The organism is Paraburkholderia sp. MM5477-R1, assembly GCF_050436385.1.
Taxonomy (GTDB): Bacteria; Pseudomonadota; Gammaproteobacteria; order Burkholderiales; family Burkholderiaceae; genus Paraburkholderia; species Paraburkholderia tuberum.
Map to the genome: position 1 here is coordinate 976424 of NZ_JBNDMC010000006.1, position 21705 is coordinate 998128.

The following is a 21705-nucleotide window of genomic DNA, read 5'->3' on the forward strand; positions in this document are numbered from 1 at the left end:
AAATTTGCTATTAGGGGTATGTCAATGTCTCTGCTTTACGCGCTCAAGCCGGAGGGAGTCGGATCCCGGAGGTGTGAAGGGCTCGTCAGCTATCTGTGTCGACTGGCAAATGCACACACTGTTAGTGTCGACGACCTGGTGAACGGGGCGTTGGGTGATATTTCCGCCACTGACTTTCGGATCTGGCGACATTTCTCATTCTGGAATCGAAGCAATGCTGTTTCACTTTACACGAAGGCCCGCACGCTGCCGTTGCAGGATGCACTTTATCGGGCGACTGAAGTCAACGAGGTGCAGCGCCTGTCACTCGCATCGCTCGCTGATGTGATCGACGTTGCCGGGATGGCAGCCACAGAGCCGCGACATTGTGCGGCCTGCTATCTTGCCGTCCCTTATCCGATGGCATTCAGACCGCTACTCTGGGATGTCGGGGTTGTGACGGTCTGTCCGCAACATCTCTGCGCACTGGTTCCGTCTCGATGTGGCGCACCTTCTTCGCGACAACGGGCGCGATGGTCACGTCGACAGGTGCCAGGCGTTTGTCCGACATGCGGCGCTTTGAATTATGAATGTCGTGCCGACCCGCCTCCACGCGCTGCGTCTTTCGATGAGGTATGGGTCGCTGAGCAGACCGGGGCAATGATCGCTGCCGTGTCGGCAGGACAGCGGTTCGATGCGGACGCCGTGCGACGTGCCGTGTACGAGATGGCAGCGATAGTTGGGGGCGGACGCCCCTTTCGGGCAGCCCGAAAATGTGGATTCAGCAAGGCCAGACTATTCGACTGGATTCATGGCAGGCGGCTTGTCAAGTACAAGCCGCTGCTGGCTCTATGCGCCGCAGCAGGCGTGGACGTGGTCGATGCGATGCAGGGATCGGTCAGTCAGGGTACGGGCTGCCCCTATCGCTATGTCCCGCGGTCATCGAATGGAGGACGCGTGCCCTACTCGGAGCGATTGCAATTGCTGCAGAGATTCTCGGCCGATGACGGCCGGCCATCGCTGTCCTTGGTGGCCCGAATGCTGAAAGTTTCGACACGTACACTCACGAAAGCATTCCCCGAAGAGACCGCGCTGATCATCGCGAGGCATCGTGAGCATGTCCTTTCGGGCCGGCTTTTGCGTACCGATGAGACAAAGAAGAAGCTAGAAGAGATTGTGGGCAGGTTGGTCGACGGTGGCAGATCACCTACGTTGCGCAACGTCTGGCTCGAAGGTGGAATCATGGTTACGCCCAATTCACGGTACATGGTGGCACTGCAGCGGATTCTTGAGGCTGGCAGGACAGAAAGCACAACCACATTTTGCAGGGGTGCGGTCAATGACGACGCCGAATAATTCTTATCAAGCTTTGACAGATTTATATCCGATGGTGCCACGCGGTCTTGGGAGTAGCCAGTGCGAGAGCGTCAGAAGTCTGATCTGTCGCCTCGCCGTGGCCCACACTGTGTCATACCCGACTCTGGTGCGATACATCATTGCGAAGCGGTGTCCGTCGATCAAGCCGTGGCCGACGGTTTTGCCGACTAGTTGGGGGGCACTCCTATTCGCTAGTCCATTGATACAGGCAGTTGCGGATGCGACGGGAATCTCGGATGTGAAGGTCTGTAACCTGAGTTCATTAGCCAGGGTCATCGATTTCACGAAGTGTATTGATGCGCTGGTAATGCGACATTGTCCGCTTTGCATAAAAGAAGATCCGTTTCCAAACGCCTGGGAGCCGCTCATATGGAGCATTGGTCCCGTCGAAGCGTGTCCGAAGCATCACGTCCGCCTGGTCAGCTCCGAATGCGGCTATCCTTGTGATCACTGGCTCGGCCGGGCTCGGCGGTGCCTCGTGCCGGGTGTGTGTCGCTACTGTGGTTCCGTTGGATTTCAATGTTCCGGGCTGACCGCGCGACAGGCAACTAAAAGTCAGATTTGGGTTGCCGAACAGATTGGCACTTTGATTTCAGCAGCATCAAGTGGAGAAGAGTTTGACATACGCGTTGTGGTAGACGCCTTGAAACAGCGCATTGGGGAGCGCTGGGGATCGATTGGAGAGGCGCAGCGCAAATGCGGTTTTAATGACCGATATCTGTATGACAGACTGAACGCGGGGCGATTGGGATTGCAGCAAATACTTATTCTTTGCGGTACGTTGCAGGCCGATTTATTGTCTGTACTGCGCGGCGATGTCAGGGAGCGGACCGAGTCTCCGCGCAGAGTAACTTTGAGCGGGCAGTGGTTGCGGAAAAGTCCCGGGAGCTCCGTAGCGCGCGATAAGATAGAGGACGCGATATCAGAGAATCCCGCTGCCACTGTCAGGCAGCTTGGCGAGCGTATCGGAGTTTCGCCGTCGTTCTTGCTACGGTCGTTTCCCGATATCACGCACATTCTTCACGCCAGATGGCTCGAGCGCCAGCACCAGGCGAAGTGGCGCCGGCTGCTTCGTAGCGGCCGCAAATTGCGCGAAGCCAGGCGACATCTTGCAAAAGCAGGTCTATCCTTTACAAAACTCAACGTTTACGAGCAATGCGGTATATATTTGGGTCACGATGCCAGTGAGCGCGAGCTTTTCAGGCGAATGCAGGTCAAAGCTCGAGCTGGCAAGTATCAGGAGCGCTGACGTACCGGCGAAAATTAAAGCAATAGCTGGTTGTCGCTTGCACTTAAGCGAAAGATGACTATCCGGTCATTTATTGCTTAACTTGTCATCACCCGCACACACCGAAACCCCGCATACACATACTGATAATGCGGCTGAAACCAGTTGCGAAATTCCGGCCGCAGCATGCACAGCGCGGTACGCGCCGAGCCGCCCTTCAGCACGTAGTGCTGCCCATCGAAGAAGTTGGCCGAATAGCCGGGATAGAACGGAAACGCTTCGAAGCCCGGCAGCGCTTCGAAAAGCGTCGAGGTCCATTCCCAGCCGTTGCCGAACTGACCTTCCGCGCCGAACGTGCTGACGTTGTCCGGATGCGCGTCGACGGGCCGTGGATCCCAACTGCGGAAATCGAAGTTCCCCGACGCCGCTTGCGGCGCACCGTGCGCCGCGCGTTGCCATTGCGCCTCGGTCGGCAGGGTTTTGCCGGCCCAGCGCGCGTAGGCGCTCGCTTCGGCGTGGCTCACGTAGACGGGCCAGTCGAGCGGCAAGGGCACGTCGTCGAACATCGTGCGCAGCGTCCATGCCGGGCGACCGTCTTGCGCCGTGGGTTGCGACCAGCCAGCGGGATGCTCGATGCGCTCCGCTTCCTTCCATGCCCAGTCCTTCGGCGACCACCACTTCGGCTCGCGATAACCGCCGTCTTCGATGAACTCGAGGAACGCACCGTTCGTGACCATGTATCGATCGATCTCGAACGCGGGCACGTCCACGCTCATTTCGCCGAACTCATTATCCCAGCCGAAGCGGCCGGCCTCGCGCGGCATGCCGAGCACGGCCGTGCCGGCCGGCACGCTAACCATCGACGACAACGCGTCGCGCTGCTCCTCGCTCGTCACCACCGGCTCGCGCAACGCGGTGTTCTTCTGCGCGAGTGGCAACTGATGGAGCATGTACGCGAGCGTTTCCGCATGCATCAACCGATGCTCGATCGCGACGTTCAGCAGTTGCACGGCCGCCTTGTCGTGCGCCGCGCTGCCGAGTTCGTCGAGCGCGGTGTCGATCTGCCGGCGCGCGCGCGTCGCATACTCGCGCACGGCGGCGAGCGACGGCCAATCGCTGGGTTGATCGGTGGGAAAGCCGCCGTCTACCGGATCGATGCCGAAGGCGAACAACTGGTCGAGTTCCGGCGCGAAAGCCGGCAGATCGAACAGACGCTGGTCGAGCAGATTGCGATCGAACGCTTCGAGATGGCCGATGTAGAACACGACGCGGTGACGCTCGCGGATCGGCCGTTCATAGAGGTAGTCGGGTTTGACGATCGCAAACAGGTCGTCGGTGACTTGACGCGCGTCGAGCAGGCGCTGCACGAGCGGATGATGCGGGACAGGGTCGCGATTCATTGGGGCCGGGTCTCCATGCAACACGGTTGCCGTAGGGGGACGGTCTGAAAACTCTACCCGCTCGCAGGCGGCGTGCCAAGACTAACAGCGCGACCGTCCAGGCCAGCCCGGCCGCTAGACCTGCCGCAAGCCTTGGAGATCGACGATGTGAATGTGCTTGCCCCGCGTGTCGATCAGGCCGCGTTTTTGAAATCTTGACAGGGTACGGCTGACCGTTTCGAGCGTCATGCCGAGGTAGCTGCCCATGTCCTCGCGCGTCATTCGCAGATTGAATTCCGACCACGAGTAGCCGCGCTGCGCATTGCGCTGTGACACGTCCAGCAGGAAGGCGGCAACGCGTTCGTCGGCGGACAGCGAGCCGAGCACCATCATCTGCGCGGCTTCGCTGACGATCTGCGCGCCCAGTAGCTTGTGCATGCGTTCCTGGATCGAACTGATTTCGCGACACAGCAGCTTCAGCGCGCTATAGGGAACGATGCACACCGTGCTGTCTTCCAGCGCGACGGCGCTGCACGCATGGAGGTCCGCGCTGATGCCGTCGAGCCCGAGCGGCTCGCCGGCCAGACGCAGCCCGGTGACCTGCTCGCGGCCGTCGCGGTGGACCATCACGGTCTTCATCGAGCCGGAGCGCACCGCGTAGATATTGTCGAAGCGGTCGCCGCTGCGATACAGCGCTTCGCCGCGCGGCACCGAGCGCGCCGAACAGATCAGCGTTTCGAGCTTCGGCAGTTCCTCCGCCGACAGCCCCTGCGGCATGCAGATCTCACGCATCGAACAGCTGGAGCAGCGCGCGGCGGTACGTGCGGCTGCGCGTGCCGCCACGGCCTCGCGGTTGCCGGCGGAGCGGGTCGAGGAACGGATCACAGCAGTAGGATTCAGCATGTTCGATTATTGGTAGTGGTGAAATTGTCCCACCCGCTATGACCCGCAACTGGCGGCAAAGTGACGCGTTCGCTGCTCGGCAGTCCGAGCAACGGCGGTGCTCTGACGAAGGTGAGAAGGTGAGCCGCCGCGGCCTATATCGACGTCGCCCGTCGACGGGTAGCGTGGCTCGATTCCGGCAAGGCAGGGCGTGGCGTGCCGCCCCGCGCCTGATGACAGAGTCAGGCGGGTTCCTTGTCGGTGCCCGCGGCGGACGGTACCAGCAGAACCGGAAGAGTGGCCTGGCGCACGCAGCGTTCAGCGACGCTGCCGAGAATCAGCCGCTGAAAGCCACGCCGGCCGTGCGTGCCCATCACGAGCAGGTCGGCGTTGAATTCGGCGGCGGCCTGCAGCACGATCTCGGCGACATCGCCGAGCGACGAAGCCTCGGAGACCGCCGGGTCGCCCTTCACACCTTGCTCGGCCATCGCTTTCGAAAACTCGGCACGCAGCTCCTGGCCTTCCTCGATCAGGCGGTTGCGCAGGATCGACGGGTCGTAGCCGGGCGCCTCAAAGTACATCGGCGTGTTTTCGACGACATAAAATGGCCGCAACACCGCGCCATTCGATTTGGCGAGATCGAGCGCCGCTTCGAACGCACGGCGCGAGGTATTGCTGCCGTCGACCGCTACAAGGATGCGAGTGTACATATCGGCTCCGAGTCAAAAATGCGTCTGCCACATTGCTAACCGCGGCAGGTTTATTGATCTTTTATACCAATGAAGCTTAGATGATTGCCCGAAAAGATGCACCGGACCAGGATGTAAATCAAACACTGGCCAAATATTCCGGCGCGGCGCGGACAAAATGGCGGACGCGGCGGCGTGCGCGAAGCAGCCTGGCATGCTTACAACCCGTAGAACTTTGCTGAAGCCGAAACAGGGTTGGCCTTACAATCAAGCCATATTCAGACAAGCTGGCCAGTCCGCTGATGAACGATCGAAAAACCAAGGGCTTACCCGACCAGATCTACGGCGACATTCTCAACCGCATCCTCGAAGGCGAGTACAAGGAAGGCGAGCGATTGCCGACCGAGCACGCGCTGGCGGAGCGTTTCGCCACGTCCCGACCGACCGTGCGCGAAGCGCTCGCGCGATTGCGGGCCGACGGCATCATCTCGACGCGGCACGGCTCTGGCACGACCGTCGCGCGGCGCCCCGATCCGGACGTACGCCGCTTCGCGCCGCTCGAAACGCTGTCCGATATCCGCCGCTGCTATGAGTTTCGCATCGTGACCGAGGCGGGCGCGGCCGCGCAGGCAGCGCTGAAGGCCGACGCCGACGACATCGCCGCGATCCAGCACGCGTGGGACGAGCTCGAGCGCATCATCGAGGCGCAGGGGATCGGCGCGAAGGATGACTTCCTGTTTCATCAGGCGGTCGCGCGCGCGTCGAAGAATCCGTTTTTCATCACGGTGATGTCGTTCATCGAGGAGCAGATCCTGTTCAGCATGAACCTGTCGCGCAATCTGTCGCTCGTCAAGACGGTGGAGCGGCAGCGGCTGGTGCAGGCCGAACACATGGCGGTGCTCGACGCAATCCGCCGCAAGGACGCGGCGGGCGCTGGCGCCGCAATGCGCGCGCATCTCGAGAACGCGCTGGAACGGATGTTCGGTTCCTGAGTCCGCGCGCGGGTGAAGGCGTCGCGACTTTTGTCAGGCCGCGCTTCGGCGCGGCTCAAGCAGCGACGGCGACCGGCCCGAACAGCGAGGTCAGCGTTTTCGCGCTCACCGCGACGTCGAGCGCGACGGCCCGCTCGATGCCAATCTGCAGCGGCGGCCCGAGCCGGCTGATGTCGAGGCCGGCTCGGCGCAGCATCCTCTCGATCGGCGTGGTGGTCACCGTGACGTAATGCGTGATGCCCATGTGCTGCGCGAAGCACATCACTTCCTGAATTGCGCGGATTGTCATATCCGTGAAACCAAACGACTGTTCCTCACCGCCGGTCTCGATCGCCCAGCGGCTCAGTTCCCAGATATGTCGCCCGACCGGCGCGGCCGCGCCATGCAGTAGCTGCGGGAAGGTGTCTTTCAGCATGTTCGGACCTTCGGTCGGCATCAGGCGCCAACAGCCGCGCAACCGTTCGTCTTCGCCCTGAATCAGCATGTAGTACGGCCCGAGCGCGTCGTAGCCGTCTATCTCCATTCCCGCGATGGTCGGAATTTCCCAGCCGAGCCGGCCGTGAAAGACACGGGCGCGCAAGCGGTACATCTCGTTGATCAGTTCGTTGTCGAATTCCTGCCGGAGTCCAATTCGGATCGTGGTTTGCATGACGTTCTCCTGTACGCGTTGGGGGGCTGCCAGATACGCAGGAAAACTTATGCATTCTGAATCTTTGCGCCACCTACCTACCTGGATAGGTGTGGATGCTTATCGGGTATATCAGAATTCAGACACGTCTCCGCCCCCAACCTACAAGGGTCCAAAATGGAACTCCTCGACAATCACTGGCAACCGCAAACCCACCTCCAGGCGCGTCCTTCGGAGGTCTCTTCGGCAGTGGATCGCGTTCTGATCATTGCCTACCGGAAGAAGAAAAAAGAGAGCCAGCGCCGTTTCTGGGCTCGCTTTGGCGTCACGCAATCGCGCGGCAGCCGCTTCGAGTCGGGCGCGGAGATCCCGGCGCCGGTGTCGATCCTGCTGGGTCTGTACTTCATGAAGACCGTGTCGGACGCCGATCTGGGTCGCGCCGAGCGTGTGATGTACAGCCGCGACGCGGCCGCGCTGCTCAACCCGGGTCAATAAGCCCAAGCTGCGCCGCGATCACGGCTGCCGCACGCCGCGAATTCACGCCGAATTTCGCCCTGATGTTTTTCATATGGAAGTTCACCACCGCTTCCGAGCAACTCAGGATGTGAGATATCTCCCACGTGGATTTGCCGCGTGCGGTCCATTTCAGACATTCTCGCTCGCGCGGCGTGAGCTTTGGCATCAAGGTCTGCGCATGTGAATTCAGATGCTGTTTGCTGGTGTCGATCACCAGGTCGCGCAACAGCACGAGGTTCGGCAACGCGGCGTTCACATGGCGCCTGAACCCGTCTGACGGCTTGTCGTCATTGACGAAGCACATCATGCCGGCTTCCTGATTCGGCCCATGAATTGGCAGCGTCACGCCCGCGCTCAGGCCGTACGAGCGAGCTTCCTCATACAGGGATTGCTGCGCCGGGCTGGCGAAAATCTCGGGCGTCCAGACCAGCGGCGATGAGCGTGACAGGCAGTGTGCGACCGTCGGATCGATATGCACCATGCCTTGCTCGTCGTACGTCTGGCGCCATGCCGGTGCGTAAGTGCTGCGCAGGTAAGCGTCCTCGAGACGCATGGTTGGCCGCGGCAGCATCGCGACCAGAATCTTGTCGAAGCCCCACGTTTCGGCAAAGCCCGTAATTACGCCGAACCATTCCGCCTCGTCGGCGGCGTCCAGTAGCGGTGCCATCTGCTCGATAAAGTGTAGCGGCAATTTTTTGGCTCTCTCAGGCTCGCAAACATCCCGTTCGCGGTTATTGGCAGACAAACTTCGGTCCGCTCTTTTGGTCCGCATAATCTATCACTAAAAACTCGAACGCAATGCGCCGGTGCTCCGCGGGGTAAACGATAGCCGCCACGTGATAGCAACGCCGGCGTCGCCTATTATTATGCTGATTGAAATAAATCTTTAACCCGGCCGGGCTTCTCGGGTGCGCGGCGCGGCTAATCGGCATCCGGCGACAGATTTTAATATGTTTCGTTGACGGCATTATTTCGTCGCGCTTTAAACTAAATCGTATTTACTCGATTATCTCGGAAAGCGGGTTATTGCTCGCCGTGTCCTTGTTGCCAAAAAAAGCCTGCGCCGATTCCGCTGGCTGCGGGCCCGCTTCATTGTTATACAAAAGCAAATTTCGTGATCGGCTCCCGCGCAATTCGCCGCCGACGGCATGCTAGGCGATCGTCGCGCGCAGGTTGTTTGACAACATTGTGATGCCGATGCTACCGTGAAACCTCCGCCTAGCGCGTTTCCGCGTCAACCATCATGAACGAATCACCGCTTAGCGACGGCGAGTTCGCCGCGTCGGTCATGGCCGTGCCGCCGCTCGCGCGCCGGGCCGACTACACGCTCGACCCTGCCCAGAATCTCGCGCTGATCCGCCATATCGAAGCGGGCGGCGTACGCACGCTACTGTATGGCGGCAATGCGAACCTTTATCACGTCGCGGTCAGCGAATACCGCGAGCTGCTGGACCTGCTCGCCGAGGCTGCGGGTCCCGGGACACGGGTGATTCCGGCGCTGGGTCCCGACTACGGCAAGATGCTCGATCAGGCGCGCATCCTCGCGCAGACGCGTTACCGCACGGCGATGGTGCTGCCGCTCGGCGGCTTCACGACGTCCGAGGGCGTCGAGACGGGCCTCACGCGGATCGCCGACACGGCCGGCGTGCCGCTCACGCTGTATATCAAGAGCGAAAACTACGTCGCTGTCGATACGCTCGCGCGGCTCGTCGAGCGTGGGACGCTGAGCGCGGTCAAATATGCGATCCCGCGCGACAACCCCGCTCACGATCCGTATCTGCGCCGGCTGCTGCAACGCGTGCCGGCCGCGAAGATCGTATCGGGCATGGGCGAGCGGCCGGCGCTCGTGCATCTGCGCGAGTTCGGACTCGCAGCGTGGACGACCGGAAGCGGCTGTATCGCGCCGAGCATGGTGATGGCGCTGCTGCGCGCGGTGCAAAGCGGCCGGAGCGCCGGTAGCGCCGTTAGCGCCGATCACGACACCGCCCAACGTCTCTACGATGCATTCATGCCGCTCGAAATGCTGCGCAACGACATCTCGCTGATCCGCGTGCTGCACGATGCAATCACGTTCGCGGGCCTCGCCGACATGGGGCCGCTGCAGCCGCTGCTCAGTTCGACACCGCGCGAGCATCATGCGAAGATCGCGCAGACCGCGCGCACGCTGCTCGCTCTCGAGCGCGAGTTCGCGCCCACCCAATCGAACCGCTCCGACACGCAGACAACCCCATGACCGATCACAGCCGACGCTATCCCGATCCCTCCATCCGTGTGTTCGATCCGCGCTTCAAGTCGTTGATCATCGCGTCGGCGTCGGTCGAATGCTTGTATCAGGGCACGCGCTGGTCGGAGGGGCCGGTGTGGTTCGGCGACGGCCGCTATCTGCTGTGGAGCGACATTCCGAACGACCGCATCCTGCGCTGGGACGAAACGACGGGCGCGGTCAGCACGTTCCGTCAATCGCCGAACAATGCGAACGGCCATACGCGCGATCGCGAAGGGCGTCTCGTCAGTTGCGAGCACCTGACGCGGCGTGTGACGCGCACCGAGTACGACGGCTCGATCACCGTGCTCGCCGATCGCTACCAAGGCAAGCGCTTCAATTCGCCGAACGACGTGGTCGTCAAATCGGACGGCTCGATCTGGTTTACCGACCCGACCTTCGGCATCGAAGGTTTCTACGAGGGCGAGCAGCAGCAGTCCGAGCTGAAGGCGTGCGTGTATCGGATCGACGGCCAGTCGGGCGAGGTGTCGATGGTCATCGACGACGTGCTCGCCCCGAACGGTCTCGCGTTCTCGCCGGACGAATCGCTGCTGTACGTGGTCCAATCGCGCGGCGAGCCGCGCAAGATCCGCGTATTCGATGTCGAGGCCAATGGCAAAGGCACGACGCTGTCGAACAACCGCGTGCTGATCGACGCGGGTCCGGGCACCCCGGACGGTTTTCGTGTCGACACGCATGGCAACTTGTGGTGCGGGTGGGGCATGGGCACCGACGAGCTCGACGGCGTGCGCGTGTTCAGCCCGCAAGGCGAGCCGCTCGGCCACATCGCGTTGCCAGAGCGTTGCGCGAACGTTTGCTTCGGCGGACGGCATCGCAACCGTCTGTTCATGGCGGCGAGCCACGGGTTGTATTCGCTGTTCGTCAATACGCAGGGCGTGCGCGGAGGTTGAGCGGTTGTCCGCTAACCAGACAACATGTATTGCTACTCGCGGCGAGGGCTCGGGTTTGCCCTTAACCCGCGGTGCCGGGCATTGAACGACAAGGATTTCAGGTTAAACGAGCCATTTTCTCGCCCGACTCACACTCTCGACTATTTGCTTGACATCGGCTGTTGCGCTTCGCTATGTTCCCTTGGTAGAAAGACACCGCCCGCAACGCATCGACCAGCGGGCTTCCATACCAAGAAGCGAGGAGACGCAATGACTGTTTCGCACAGGTTGTCGTTCAAGCTGGTATCCGTCTGTATCGCCGCGAGCGCGGCGTTCACCCTTGCCGCGCACGCGGCCGATCCGGTCACGATCAATATCGTCGACGTGGCCGGCGATCTTCAACTCACTCAGAAGGGCTTCGAGGCGTTCAAGGCGAAGAATCCGAATCTCGTCGCGAACATCACGTTCACGAACGCGCCCGCGCCGCAATTGCCCGGCAAGATCAAGGCGATGCAGGCCGCGGGCCGCTCCGACATCGACCTCGTTTTGACCGGCACCGACGCGCTCGCGGCCGGCATCGAACAGAACCTGTGGATCAAGCTGCTGCCCGACAACGCGGCGCAGTTCCCCGGCGTGCTCGACAAGTACGCGCCGGGCCCGCGCAAGATGCAGGATCTCGCGCAAGGCTACGGGCTCGAGGTCGCGTATATGCCGGCTGGTCCGCTGCTCGAATACAACCCGGCCAAGGTCAGCGATCCGCCGAAGACACCCGAGCAACTGCTGCAATGGTGCAAGGCCCACCCCGACAAGCTGATCTACGCGCGGCCGGCCAATTCCGGTCCTGGCCGCACGTTCCTGATGGGCTTGCCCTACGTGCTCGGCGACAAGGACCCGCAGGACCCGGTGCACGGCTGGGACAAGACGTGGGCGTTCCTGAAGCAGTTGAACGACTGCATACCGTACTATCCGGGCGGTACCTCGGCGGTGATGAAGGAACTGGGCGAAGGCACCCGCGACATGACCGTGACCGTGACCGGCTGGGACATCAATCCGCGCGCGCTCGGCATCGTGCCGGCCGACTTCCGCGTACAGCCGTTCGACAACATGACGTGGGTCAACGATGCGCACTACATGGTGATTCCGAAGGGCGTGCCGAAGGAAAAGCTCGACGTGCTGTACAAGATGATGAACTTTATGCTGGAGCCCGCGCAGCAGGCGCTGACCTATGACGACGGCTACTTCTATCCGGGTCCGGCGATCAAGGGCGTCACCGTCGAGCAGGCGCCCGCGCACAGCCAGGAGGTGCTGAAAAAGTATGGCCGCCCCGAATACGCGAAGATGTTGGCCGATCATCCGCATGCGTTGCCGCTGAACGCAGCGGCGATGGTCGCCGCCTTCAAGAAGTGGGATAGCGAGATCGGCGCGCAGAAGACCCAATAGGCCTTCACCAATGCGACGGGAAACGGGGCAAAACGCAGCGCGGCGTGAGGTTCCGCCGCGCTGCGTGTTTTCAGCGATCACGCGCGTCTCGGCTTGAGTGCCTGATGCGCCGCGCCCACCGCAAGCGCGGCACTCGCGACATCCGTCGCCTCACGCGGAGCAGGGAACCGCCATGAAGCATCACTTTGAGCAGTTGCGGCTCGATTCAGTGAGCCGCAGTTTCACGAACCCGCAAGGCCACGCGATCGCCGCGCTGCAGGGTCTCGATCTGACGATCCGGCGCGGCGAGTTCATCGCGCTGCTGGGGCCGTCGGGTTGTGGCAAATCGACGGCGCTGAACTGCATCGCCGGATTGCAGCCGCTCACCGGCGGCGGCATCTGGCTCGACGAGCGGCGCATCGACGTGCTGCCGCCGGAAAAGCGCGGCTTCGGCATGGTGTTCCAGAACTACGCGCTGTTCCCGCATATGAGCGTGCTGGAGAACGTCGGCTTCGGGCTGAAAATGCGCGGCGTCGGCAGAAGCGAGATCGCGCGCCGTGCACGCGAGGCCTTGAAACTGGTGCAACTGACCGGTCATGAGCACAAGCTGCCCGGCCAATTGTCCGGTGGCCAGCAGCAGCGTGTCGCGATCGCGCGTGCGATCGTGATCGAGCCGCCGCTGATCCTGATGGACGAGCCGCTGTCCAATCTCGATACGAAGCTGCGCATCGAAATGCGCGCGGAAATTCGCCGCATCCATACGCAGCTCGAACGCGCGACGCTGTACGTGACGCATGATCAGGACGAAGCGCTGTCGATGGCCGATCGCATCGTCGTGATGAGGGAGGGCGTCGTGCAGCAGGTCGCGACGCCGAAGGAGGTCTATACGCGGCCGCGCAATCTGCATGTCGCGCGCTTCATGGGTTATCGCAATGTCGCCGAGTTCACGCTGGAGGGCATGCAAGGCGATGGCGTCGTGGTCATTGCGAACGGCGTGCGGCTCATCGGCACGCCGATGGCCGGCTTCGACGGCAAACGCGTGAGTGTCGCGCTGCGCCCCGAAGACATGGAGCGCGCCGAGCCCGGCGCCGACAACGCGTTCGAGGCGCTGATCGACGCGGTCGAATACGGCGGCCACGATTCGCTGCTGCGCGTGAAGACCGCGTTCGGCGACGTGTGGGCGCGCGTGACCGGTGAATGCGCGGAGGGCGAGCGCATCACGCTGCGCGTGCGGCCGTCGTGCGTGCTCGTCTACGACGCCGAGGCCGCATGAACACGCCGACGCTCGTCCCCCCGCTTACGTCCCGCGCGCCGCGCGATGCCAAGGCCTGGCTCGTCGCGCCCGCGCTGCTCTTTATCGTCGCGCTGTTCATCTATCCGTTCGCGTATGGTCTCGCGCTGTCGTTCCGGCCGATGAACGGCGGCGGCGTGTGGGCCAACTATCTGACGTTCTTCACCGACACGTCGATGTGGCCGACGATTTTCGTTACGCTGAAGCTGTCGGTGCCGGCCACGCTGATCAACGTCGGCGTGTCGGTGCCAGTCGCGTTCGCGCTGCGCCGCTACTCGCGGTATCAGAAGATCGTCACGACGCTGTTGGTGATCCCAGTGACGCTCGGCACCGTGCTGATCGCCGACGGCATGCTCACGTACTTCGGTCCGCACGGCTGGCTGCCGCAGGCGTTGCAGGCGCTGCATCTGTACACGCAAGAGGTGCGGCTCACGCACAACTTCACGGGCGTGTTGCTGTCGCTGATCGTGTCGGGCTTTCCGTTCGCGTTTCTGCTGACGCTGTCGTACGTGACCGGCATCGACCCGACGCTCGCAAGCGCGGCCGCGACGCTCGGCGCGAGTCCGTGGCAGCAGTTTCGCCGCATCTATCTGCCGCTGCTCGTGCCGGGGCTCACGATGGCCGCGTGTCTGTCGTTCGTGCAGGCGTTCTCGGTGTTTCCGTCGGCGGTGCTGCTCGGCGCGCCCGCGGGTCCGACGCGCGTGATGTCGATTGCCGCGGCCGAAGCCGCGTTCGAGAGCTACGACTATTCGCTCGCATCGGCGATCGCGATGGTGATGGGCTTCGTGCAACTGCTGGTGGTCGCCGCGCTGCTCGGCGCGCGCCGCTGGTTCTATCGTGGTCCCGTAACGGGAGGCAAAGGCTGATGACGACCGATCGTCGCGCGACGCAGCCCGACTGGTCCGCGTCCACCTCCGCTTGCGCGGCGCCTCAGCCGGGCGACGGCGCCCGCGAGCCAGCGCAACATGCGCGTCAGCGCGCGAATCTGCCGGGCCGCATCTGGCAGGTGCTGGTGTGGGCCGTGATGGCGTTCTTCCTGATCAACGTCGTGCTGCTGATTGCGACCGTCGCGGTGAATTCGATCGCGACGCGCTGGTTCGGCACCGCGTTGCCGCAAGGCTTCACGTTGCACTGGTATGCGCAGGCGTGGAGCGACTTCCAGCTCGCGAGCGTGCTGTGGGTGACCGTGCAGGTGGTCGGCGCGGTCGTGTTGCTGTCGGTGCTGCTCGGCGTGCCGGCTGCGTATGCGCTCGCGCGCGTGCAATTCCGCGGCAAGCGCCTTGCGATGCTGATCTTTCTGCTGCCGTTGATGGTGCCGCCCGTCACCTACGGCATTCCGATGGCGACCGCGATGTACAAGGTCGGACTCGCCGGCACGCTATGGGGCGTGATTCTTGCGAATCTCGTACCGGCGCTGCCGTTCGTGATTCTGGTGATGACGCCGTTCATCGAGCAGATCGATCCGAATCTCGAAGCGGCCGCGCGCATTTTCGGCGCGAACACGTTCCGCTATTTCCGTTACGTGCTGCTGCCACTGCTCGTGCCGGGCATGCTGGCGGCGGGGCTGCTCGTGCTGGTGCGCACGATCGGCATGTTCGAGCTGACGTTTTTTACGGCCGGTCCGGCCACGCAAACGCTGGTGGTCGCGTTGTACTACGCTGTGTTTTCGACCGGCGTGCGCGCGCCGCAATCGATCGATGCGATGGCGATGATCTATATGGCGATCACGTTGATCTGGGTGCTGATCGCTCTACAATTCGTGAGCCCGACGCAGATCGTGTCCCGCGTGAAAGAACAGAGGCGCTGACGCATGGTCGGCGCCAATCGTGGAGTAGACGTTGACGAATAGAAAGACCCCCGAGGAATTGCGTAGTCATCGCTGGTACGGCGCGAACGATCTGCGTTCGTTCGGCCACCGCTCGCGCACCGCGCAGATGGGCTACAACCGCGACGAATACGCGGGCAAGCCGGTCATCGCGATTCTGAACACGTGGAGCGAGATCAATCCGTGCCACACGCATTTCAAGCAGCGCGTCGAGGAAGTGAAACGCGGCATCTGGCAGGCCGGCGGCTTTCCGATCGAGCTGCCTGTGCAGACGCTGTCCGAGCCGTTCCAGAAGCCCACCACGATGCTGTACCGCAATTTCCTCGCGATGGAAGCCGAGGAGATGCTGCGCTCGTATCCCGCCGACGGCGTCGTGTTGATGGGCGGCTGCGACAAGACCACGCCCGCTTTGTTGATGGGCGCGATCTCGATGGATCTGCCCGCCATCTTTCTGCCCGCCGGCCCGATGCTGCGCGGCAACTGGAACGGCGTGACGCTCGGCTCGGGTTCCGATTCATGGCGCTACTGGGCCGAACTGCGCGCGGGCACGCTGACGCCGGACGACTGGCAGGGCGTCGAGGGTGGCATCGCGCGCTCGCCCGGTCACTGCATGACGATGGGCACCGCATCGACGATGACGAGCGCGGCCGAAGCGCTGGGCTTCACGCTGCCCGGCTTCGCGTCGATTCCCGCGCCCGATTCGCGGCATGCGCAGATGGCCGCGCAAACCGGCATGCGTATCGTCGAGATGGTGTGGGAGGATCTGAAGCCGTCGGACATGATCACGGCGGCATCGGTCGATAACGCGGTGACGACTTGTGTCGCGCTGTCCGGGTCGACCAATTCGGTCGTGCATATGATCGCGCTTGCACGGCGCGCGGGCATCGAGTTGACGCTCGACCGCTTCGACGAGATCGCGCGCCGCACGCCCGTGCTCGCGAACATCAGACCGACCGGCGCCTATCTGATGGAGGACTTTTTCTACGCGGGCGGTTTGCGCGGGCTGCTCGCGGAATTGGGCGAACTGATCGACGGCTCGCAGAAAACCGTGAACGGCCGCACGCTCGGCGAGAACCTTGCCGGCGCGCGCATTTTCAACGACGACGTGATCCGCCGCCGCACGAATCCGCTACTGCGCGACAGCAGCCTCGCGGTGCTGCGCGGCAATCTCGCGCCCGACGGCGCCGTGATCAAGCCGGGTGCGGCCGAGCCGCATCTGCTCGTGCATACGGGCCGTGCGGTCGTGTTCAGCGACTACGACGACATGGCCGCGCGCATCGACGACGACGCGCTCGACATCGACGAAAGCTGCGTGCTCGTGCTGCAGCACGCGGGGCCGGTCGGCGCGGGCATGCCCGAATGGGGTCAACTGCCGATTCCGCGCAAGCTGCTGCAAAAAGGCGTGCGCGACATGGTGCGCATCTCTGACGCGCGGATGAGCGGCACGAGCTATGGCGCGTGCGTGCTGCACGCGGCGCCCGAGGCATTCGTCGGTGGGCCGCTGGCGTTGGTGCGAAGCGGCGATCTGATCGAGCTCGATGTGCCGCGCCGCAGGCTGAATCTGCTGGTATCGGACGAAGAGCTCGCGCGCCGCAAGGCCGCGTGGGTCAAACCCGCTGCGCGCTTCGAGCGCGGCTATGGCGCCCTGCATCAGGCGCACGTGATGCAGGCGGATCAAGGCTGCGATTTCGACTTCCTGCAGCGCGGCGGCGTGAGTCCCAATAGCTCGGGCGAGCCGGAGATTCACTGAGGTTCAATACCCCACGCGATACACGCGCCCCGTCTGCGCCCCTTCCACACTGCGCAGATAAGCAAGCGCCGCGCGTTGCGCGCTGACGGGCTCGAAGCCGCGAAAGAACGGCGCGTAAGCCTCCATCGACTCGGTCAGCACGGTCGGACTCACCACGTTGATGCGCAGCCCGCGCGGCAGTTCGATCGCGGCGCCGCGCACGAAGCCCTCGAGCGCGAGATTGACGGTCGTCGCGCTCGCTCCCTGCGGGATCGGCTCGTCGCCCAGAATGCCGCTCGTCAGCGTGAACGATCCGCCGTCGTTCACATACGGCAGCGCCGCGAATACGACGTTGATCTGGCCCATCAGCTTGTCGCGCAGCCCGACCCAGAACTGCTCGATGCTCATCTGCTCCAGCGGACCGAAATGCACCTTGCCGGTCGCGGTGACGACGCCGTCCACCTTGCCGATGTCGCGAAACAGCCGCTCGACGCTCGCCGGGTCCGTGCTATCGACGTGATATTGCCCGCGCGTCGCGCCCACCTCGATCACTTCGTGACGCGCCTTCAGCTCCGCGCGGATCGCCTGGCCCAGCGTGCCCGTGGCACCGATGACGACGATTCTTTTCATCCGCAACTCCGTTAAACGAACCCACGTTAAACCAGGCAAAGCACGCACCAGAATAAAACGGTGCGTGCTGCGTGATTGCCTGATAAATCGGAATAAACCCGGTAATTCAAACGCGCGCGTCTAAAGGGATGATGCGCGCGCGCCTATTTCACCCGATGTAATTCGATTACGCGCGCGGGCCGCAAATGATTGAGCGCATAGTGAATGCGGCCACGATCGTGGCGCTGTCCGACCGGACGCGGGTCGTCGTACTGATGGTCGGCCGAGTAGACGTCGAGCGGCTCGGCCATGCCCTTGTCGATCACCGAGTAGCCCGGCTCGAGCGCGAGCAGCAGATGGTTGCCGCCGACCCTGCTGTCGAAGCCGGCCATGCCATCGAGCGACTCGGGCACGCTGTTGTCGAGCGTCGCATTGCTGGTCGTGACCGCGTCGGGCGAGATCGCGCCGTGGCCCGCCAGACGGGCCGCTTCGCGGTTCTTGCCGTCGGTGTCGACCGTGCTGTCGTGCGTGCGGTCGTTGTGCAGGTCCGTGCTTCGTGGGTCCTTCGGGTCCGGCTTCGTACCGGCGTTTTCGGGTTTGCTGATCGCGCTGTTCATCGTGCATTCTCCTGAAGCGGACATTCGAAGAAAAGAGCAAAAGCCGTTCCGACTGACACGGCGCCGCGGTGCGCGAGAGTCGCGATGCGTTCTCCGCCATCCTTCGATGCGAGTGGCGTTACCTCGCGATTAAACGGCGATGACGTCCGCGATTCATTTCGTTTTTTTCAATGGACGCGTATTTTCTACAGAGTATGATCTTACTCCTGCACCGACGCGCGGATAAATTGGCGGCATGCTCCGGCTGTTCCAGCATGGTCGGAAAAACTAACAAACAAATGGCCGCGCGACTGAGAAAATGTTACGGGGCTTCAGGGGCGGGTGACTCATGCACTTCGATGCTGCATTCACACATCGCGGCTATCTTCTGAATTGCGAACCGGCGCGCTCGGGCGACGGCTCCTGGCAACCGTATGTGGTGATCTCGCGCTCGAGCGACGGCGAACTGGTCGCTAACCGTTTCTTTCCCACGGAACTGCGCTTCTCCGACGAAGCCGCTGCCATCGCGCACGCGCGCGATTGGGCAGTGCGCTGGATCGACGCGAGCAGTCTGACTATCTGAAGTCAGGGAACGATGAGTGCGTGCCAGCGCACGTCGATGCAATGAATCCGAGCCGACCGGCGCGCTGCCGGCGGGCACCGCTAAAACGCGGTAATCTCTGCTCGATAACCACTTCGAACCGTGCACGCCGCACGGCGCCGTCCCTTATGCCCAACGAGCCTTCCCATAACTGGGGCCTTGAACAGATCGTCGCCGACCTGCGCGCCTCGCGCGAGCAATTGCATCGCACGCGGCATCCGCTCGGCATTCGCGAATTGCCATCGCGCGAAGCAGTGGTCAATATCGTGGCCGGTCTACGCGCCGCGATGTTTCCGACGCATTACGGCGCGCCCGATCTAACCGACGAAACGGTCGACTACTACGTCGGCCACACGCTCGAAAGCACGTTGCGGCTGCTCGCCGAACAGATTCGCCGCGCGCTGCGCTTCCTGCCCGAGTTCGGCGAGACGCCGGACGCCGAGTTGCGGGAGCGCGCGTTCGCGGTGGCGCGCGAGTTCGCGACGCAGCTGGCGGGCATACGCGCGCTGCTCGTCAGCGACATCCAGGCTGCGTACACCGGCGACCCCGCCGCGCAGCACATCACCGAAATCCTGCTGTGCTATCCGGGCGTGTGGGCGATGACGCATCATCGGCTCGCGCATGCGCTGCATCGGCTCGGCGTGCCGCTGCTGGCGCGCTTCATCAACGAGATCGCGCACTCGGCGACCGGCATCGACATTCACCCGGGCGCGACGATCGGGCCGAGCTTCTTCATCGATCACGGCACCGGCGTGGTGATCGGCGAGACAGCGATCATCGGCGAGCGCGTGCGCGTGTACCAGGCGGTCACGCTCGGCGCGAAGAGCTTCGCGGCCGATGAGGACGGCACGCTGATCAAGGGCAATGCCCGGCATCCGATCGTAGAGGACGACGTCGTGATCTACGCGGGCGCGACGATTCTCGGACGCGTGACGATCGGGCGCGGGTCGGTGATCGGCGGCAACGTGTGGCTCACGCATAGCGTGCCGCCGGGCAGCAGCGTATCGCAAGGCAAGGTCCGCGAAGGAGAGCGCACCGACAACGGACGGCAATGATGCACGGCTAGCCGCCGCGCCCGCACGCCGGGCCGATAGCATCGCGCTGCGCCTAGCCGATCGGCCAATGGCGCAACCACGGCAACGCATGCATGCCATGCAGCCACACATGCTCGCCGATAAACCACGCGGCCGCCCAGGACGCCGCGACGACGATCAGATCGCAGTGCCCGCTATTCCATAGATTCAACGAATGTCGCCCGGCGATCCACGGCACGCCGAGCGGATTCGGCCAGTCGGCGAGCAGATGCATCAGGCCGCCGCACGCGAAGCCGAACGCGGGCGCCGCGAAGATCGAATGTCCGAGCGTGTGATACGACACCGCGAGCAGCGCGAGCCAGCCGATGCCCCAATGCGTCAACGTGCGATGCGTGATCCACAGCCGCCGCGCGCGCGACCACCATGCGACTTCGAGCCAGTCCGGCGCGGTGCTGCCGGCCACGCCGGCGATGAAGCTCAGCAGCACGCCAGCATGAAACGGACCGCCGCCGTTGCGCGCGACGATCGCCGCCGCGATGATGCCGGCTGCGAAACCGGTCGCATGATGCGCTTTGCTGGATGCCATCGAAACTCGCGGCACACGTGCCGCGCGAAAGACAAAGGGCGGCTATGTTCGCAGATGGGCGCGTAAAAAAATAGCCGATGCGCCAGATAAAAATTCGCGCACCGGCCTTCCGTGCATGACGCGCACGGCGTTCAAGCGCGCCGCGCCGCTCAGGTCGCGCAGCGCGCGATATCGAAGCGCATTTCCTCCTCGGGCGGATCGTCGGGCGCATTGGCCGGATGCACGACCTTGATGACCGTGTTGCCGTTGAGCGGGGTCAGCGTGACGAAGTACGAGTTGTGCGAATCGGCACCGACCGCAAGTTCGGTCGCCGCGCCGGCGTGCGAGGTGCGCACGCGCGGCAGACGTTCTTCGAGGCAGGCGGCGATGGACGCAGGCGTGCGTGACGACGACACGTACACGAGCGGTGCGGACGCATCGCGCGCGGGGCCGCCCGATGAACCGCAAGCGGCGAGGGCGGCGGTGAGGGCGACAGCTGGGGCAAGCAGGAGAAGTCTTTTCATGATCCGATCGTCGGCATTCCCGGTCATGCATGGGAAGGTGAGGCGCGGGCGAAGCGCGATGCGCTGACGTACAGCGCGATGCTTCGCGACGAAGCTGCCGTGCAGGCGGCGCGGTTTCGCGGCGTCGCACGGCGGCCGGGGCAGTATACCGAGCATGTGTCGACGTCGTCACTAGCGCGGCCATGCGTTTATTGGTGTCGATGCGCAGCGAAGTGTAATTGCCGCTATGCGGATATTTAATTGCGCGCCTTAAACGCTTTAATTTTCGAATCCGGGATTATGTGAATTAATCGCGTAAGTGCAGGTCCGCAAAAGGAAATTATTTTTAACGATGAATGGCGGGACGCGCTGTCAGGTCAGGGGCTGTTGTCGGGCGGTAACGGCTCAAGGCCTCGCGGCGAGCACAAGGGGAAAGCGGATGAGGCCGTTTGCCCTGATTCCCACGATTTTGCGCAATGCAGTCTTTCGAAGAAAGCCTTAAATCGAGGGGGGATGCCACTTATAATTTTGATAGACCCCTTCGACCAAAGGGTGTCTTTTTCATTTTTACACGCGGCTTTCGGGCCGCGTTTTTTTATCTGAAATTTAAAGCGGATTGATAAATCGTCGCGTAGGTAAATATAACTTTTTGCGCGTTGAGCGGCGGCGCCGTTCCGAACGCGCCTTGTCCGTTCGTCAGAGCGAGCAGG

Annotated in this window: 22 protein-coding genes; 13 read left to right on the top strand and 9 right to left on the bottom strand. The window is 62.9% G+C overall.

Going from position 1 to position 21705, the window contains the following annotated elements:
- Positions 1-24 precede the first annotated feature (24 nt).
- The gene (locus OKW35_RS22820; protein WP_429553205.1) at positions 25-1335 is read left to right on the top strand and encodes a TniQ family protein; all 1311 of its coding nucleotides are present in this window, start codon (positions 25-27) and stop codon (positions 1333-1335) included.
- 31 nt (positions 1336-1366) lie between these two features.
- Complete coding sequence (locus tag OKW35_RS22825) at positions 1367-2605, top strand: TniQ family protein (RefSeq protein WP_429553829.1); 1239 nt, start codon at positions 1367-1369, stop codon at positions 2603-2605.
- A gap of 77 nt (positions 2606-2682) precedes the next feature.
- Here the strand turns inward: OKW35_RS22825 and OKW35_RS22830 are convergent, their stop codons facing one another.
- The 3 genes from OKW35_RS22830 to OKW35_RS22840 all read right to left on the bottom strand — a co-directional run bounded on the left by OKW35_RS22830 (position 2683) and on the right by OKW35_RS22840 (position 5555).
- Positions 2683-3984, bottom strand: a complete 1302-nt coding sequence (locus tag OKW35_RS22830) for an SUMF1/EgtB/PvdO family nonheme iron enzyme (RefSeq protein ID WP_429553206.1) — start codon at positions 3982-3984, stop codon at positions 2683-2685.
- 114 nt (positions 3985-4098) lie between these two features.
- Positions 4099-4866: a helix-turn-helix domain-containing protein gene (locus tag OKW35_RS22835; RefSeq protein ID WP_429553207.1), complete on the bottom strand. Its 768-nt coding sequence runs from the start codon at positions 4864-4866 to the stop codon at positions 4099-4101.
- A gap of 221 nt (positions 4867-5087) precedes the next feature.
- Positions 5088-5555, bottom strand: a complete 468-nt coding sequence (locus OKW35_RS22840) for a universal stress protein (protein WP_429353056.1) — start codon at positions 5553-5555, stop codon at positions 5088-5090.
- 281 nt (positions 5556-5836) lie between these two features.
- Here OKW35_RS22840 and OKW35_RS22845 point away from each other — a divergent pair, with 281 nt between their 5' ends.
- Complete coding sequence (locus OKW35_RS22845; protein WP_090807327.1) at positions 5837-6526, top strand: FadR/GntR family transcriptional regulator; 690 nt, start codon at positions 5837-5839, stop codon at positions 6524-6526.
- 55 nt (positions 6527-6581) lie between these two features.
- Here the strand turns inward: OKW35_RS22845 and OKW35_RS22850 are convergent, their stop codons facing one another.
- Positions 6582-7175, bottom strand: coding sequence for an acyl-homoserine-lactone synthase (locus OKW35_RS22850; RefSeq protein ID WP_184063270.1), 594 nt, complete (start codon positions 7173-7175; stop codon positions 6582-6584).
- Between the two features lie 156 nt (positions 7176-7331).
- Here OKW35_RS22850 and OKW35_RS22855 point away from each other — a divergent pair, with 156 nt between their 5' ends.
- Positions 7332-7649: a hypothetical protein gene (locus tag OKW35_RS22855; RefSeq protein WP_013092374.1), complete on the top strand. Its 318-nt coding sequence runs from the start codon at positions 7332-7334 to the stop codon at positions 7647-7649.
- Here OKW35_RS22855 and OKW35_RS22860 read toward each other — a convergent pair.
- Positions 7633-8337 carry a helix-turn-helix transcriptional regulator gene (locus OKW35_RS22860; RefSeq protein ID WP_090807322.1) on the bottom strand — a complete coding sequence of 235 codons (705 nt, stop codon included), beginning with the start codon at positions 8335-8337 and terminating at the stop codon, positions 7633-7635. The genes OKW35_RS22855 and OKW35_RS22860 overlap by 17 nt on opposite strands.
- Before the next feature lie 576 nt (positions 8338-8913).
- Between OKW35_RS22860 and OKW35_RS22865 the strand changes: the two genes are divergently transcribed.
- The 7 genes from OKW35_RS22865 (at position 8914) to araD (ending at position 17108) form a co-directional block, all read left to right on the top strand.
- Positions 8914-9903 (top strand): dihydrodipicolinate synthase family protein, encoded by a 990-nt coding sequence (locus tag OKW35_RS22865; protein ID WP_429553208.1) that lies wholly within the window; start codon positions 8914-8916, stop codon positions 9901-9903.
- Entirely contained in the window at positions 9900-10844 is a 945-nt protein-coding gene (locus OKW35_RS22870) for an SMP-30/gluconolactonase/LRE family protein (protein ID WP_429553209.1), read from the top strand. Before OKW35_RS22865 ends, OKW35_RS22870 begins: the two co-directional genes overlap by 4 nt.
- A 249-nt stretch (positions 10845-11093) precedes the next feature.
- Positions 11094-12263, top strand: coding sequence for an extracellular solute-binding protein (locus OKW35_RS22875; RefSeq protein ID WP_090807316.1), 1170 nt, complete (start codon positions 11094-11096; stop codon positions 12261-12263).
- Positions 12264-12435: 172 nt separating this feature from the next.
- Positions 12436-13515 carry an ABC transporter ATP-binding protein gene (locus OKW35_RS22880; RefSeq protein WP_184063283.1) on the top strand — a complete coding sequence of 360 codons (1080 nt, stop codon included), beginning with the start codon at positions 12436-12438 and terminating at the stop codon, positions 13513-13515.
- On the top strand, positions 13512-14399 hold the full coding sequence (locus tag OKW35_RS22885; protein WP_090807312.1) for an ABC transporter permease: 888 nt from the start codon (positions 13512-13514) through the stop codon (positions 14397-14399). Before OKW35_RS22880 ends, OKW35_RS22885 begins: the two co-directional genes overlap by 4 nt.
- Positions 14399-15340, top strand: a complete 942-nt coding sequence (locus OKW35_RS22890; protein ID WP_184063285.1) for an ABC transporter permease — start codon at positions 14399-14401, stop codon at positions 15338-15340. The genes OKW35_RS22885 and OKW35_RS22890 overlap by 1 nt, the downstream gene beginning before the upstream one ends.
- A gap of 31 nt (positions 15341-15371) precedes the next feature.
- Positions 15372-17108 (top strand): L-arabinonate dehydratase, encoded by a 1737-nt coding sequence (araD, locus tag OKW35_RS22895; protein WP_429553210.1) that lies wholly within the window; start codon positions 15372-15374, stop codon positions 17106-17108.
- Between the two features lie 3 nt (positions 17109-17111).
- Here the strand turns inward: araD and OKW35_RS22900 are convergent, their stop codons facing one another.
- Positions 17112-17717, bottom strand: coding sequence for a short chain dehydrogenase (locus OKW35_RS22900; protein WP_090807306.1), 606 nt, complete (start codon positions 17715-17717; stop codon positions 17112-17114).
- 143 nt (positions 17718-17860) lie between these two features.
- The gene (locus tag OKW35_RS22905; protein ID WP_184024819.1) at positions 17861-18313 is read right to left on the bottom strand and encodes a DUF3005 domain-containing protein; all 453 of its coding nucleotides are present in this window, start codon (positions 18311-18313) and stop codon (positions 17861-17863) included.
- A gap of 328 nt (positions 18314-18641) precedes the next feature.
- Here OKW35_RS22905 and OKW35_RS22910 point away from each other — a divergent pair, with 328 nt between their 5' ends.
- Both OKW35_RS22910 and epsC read left to right on the top strand, forming a co-directional pair.
- Positions 18642-18875 (top strand): hypothetical protein, encoded by a 234-nt coding sequence (locus OKW35_RS22910; RefSeq protein WP_013092363.1) that lies wholly within the window; start codon positions 18642-18644, stop codon positions 18873-18875.
- A gap of 146 nt (positions 18876-19021) precedes the next feature.
- Positions 19022-19948: a serine O-acetyltransferase EpsC gene (gene epsC / locus OKW35_RS22915; protein ID WP_090807303.1), complete on the top strand. Its 927-nt coding sequence runs from the start codon at positions 19022-19024 to the stop codon at positions 19946-19948.
- Positions 19949-20000: 52 nt separating this feature from the next.
- Here epsC and OKW35_RS22920 read toward each other — a convergent pair whose 3' ends face one another.
- Together OKW35_RS22920 and OKW35_RS22925 are read right to left on the bottom strand one after the other, a co-directional pair.
- On the bottom strand, positions 20001-20513 hold the full coding sequence (locus tag OKW35_RS22920; RefSeq protein ID WP_090807301.1) for a metal-dependent hydrolase: 513 nt from the start codon (positions 20511-20513) through the stop codon (positions 20001-20003).
- Between the two features lie 149 nt (positions 20514-20662).
- Positions 20663-21172: a hypothetical protein gene (locus tag OKW35_RS22925; protein WP_429553211.1), complete on the bottom strand. Its 510-nt coding sequence runs from the start codon at positions 21170-21172 to the stop codon at positions 20663-20665.
- Positions 21173-21705: the final 533 nt, after the last annotated feature.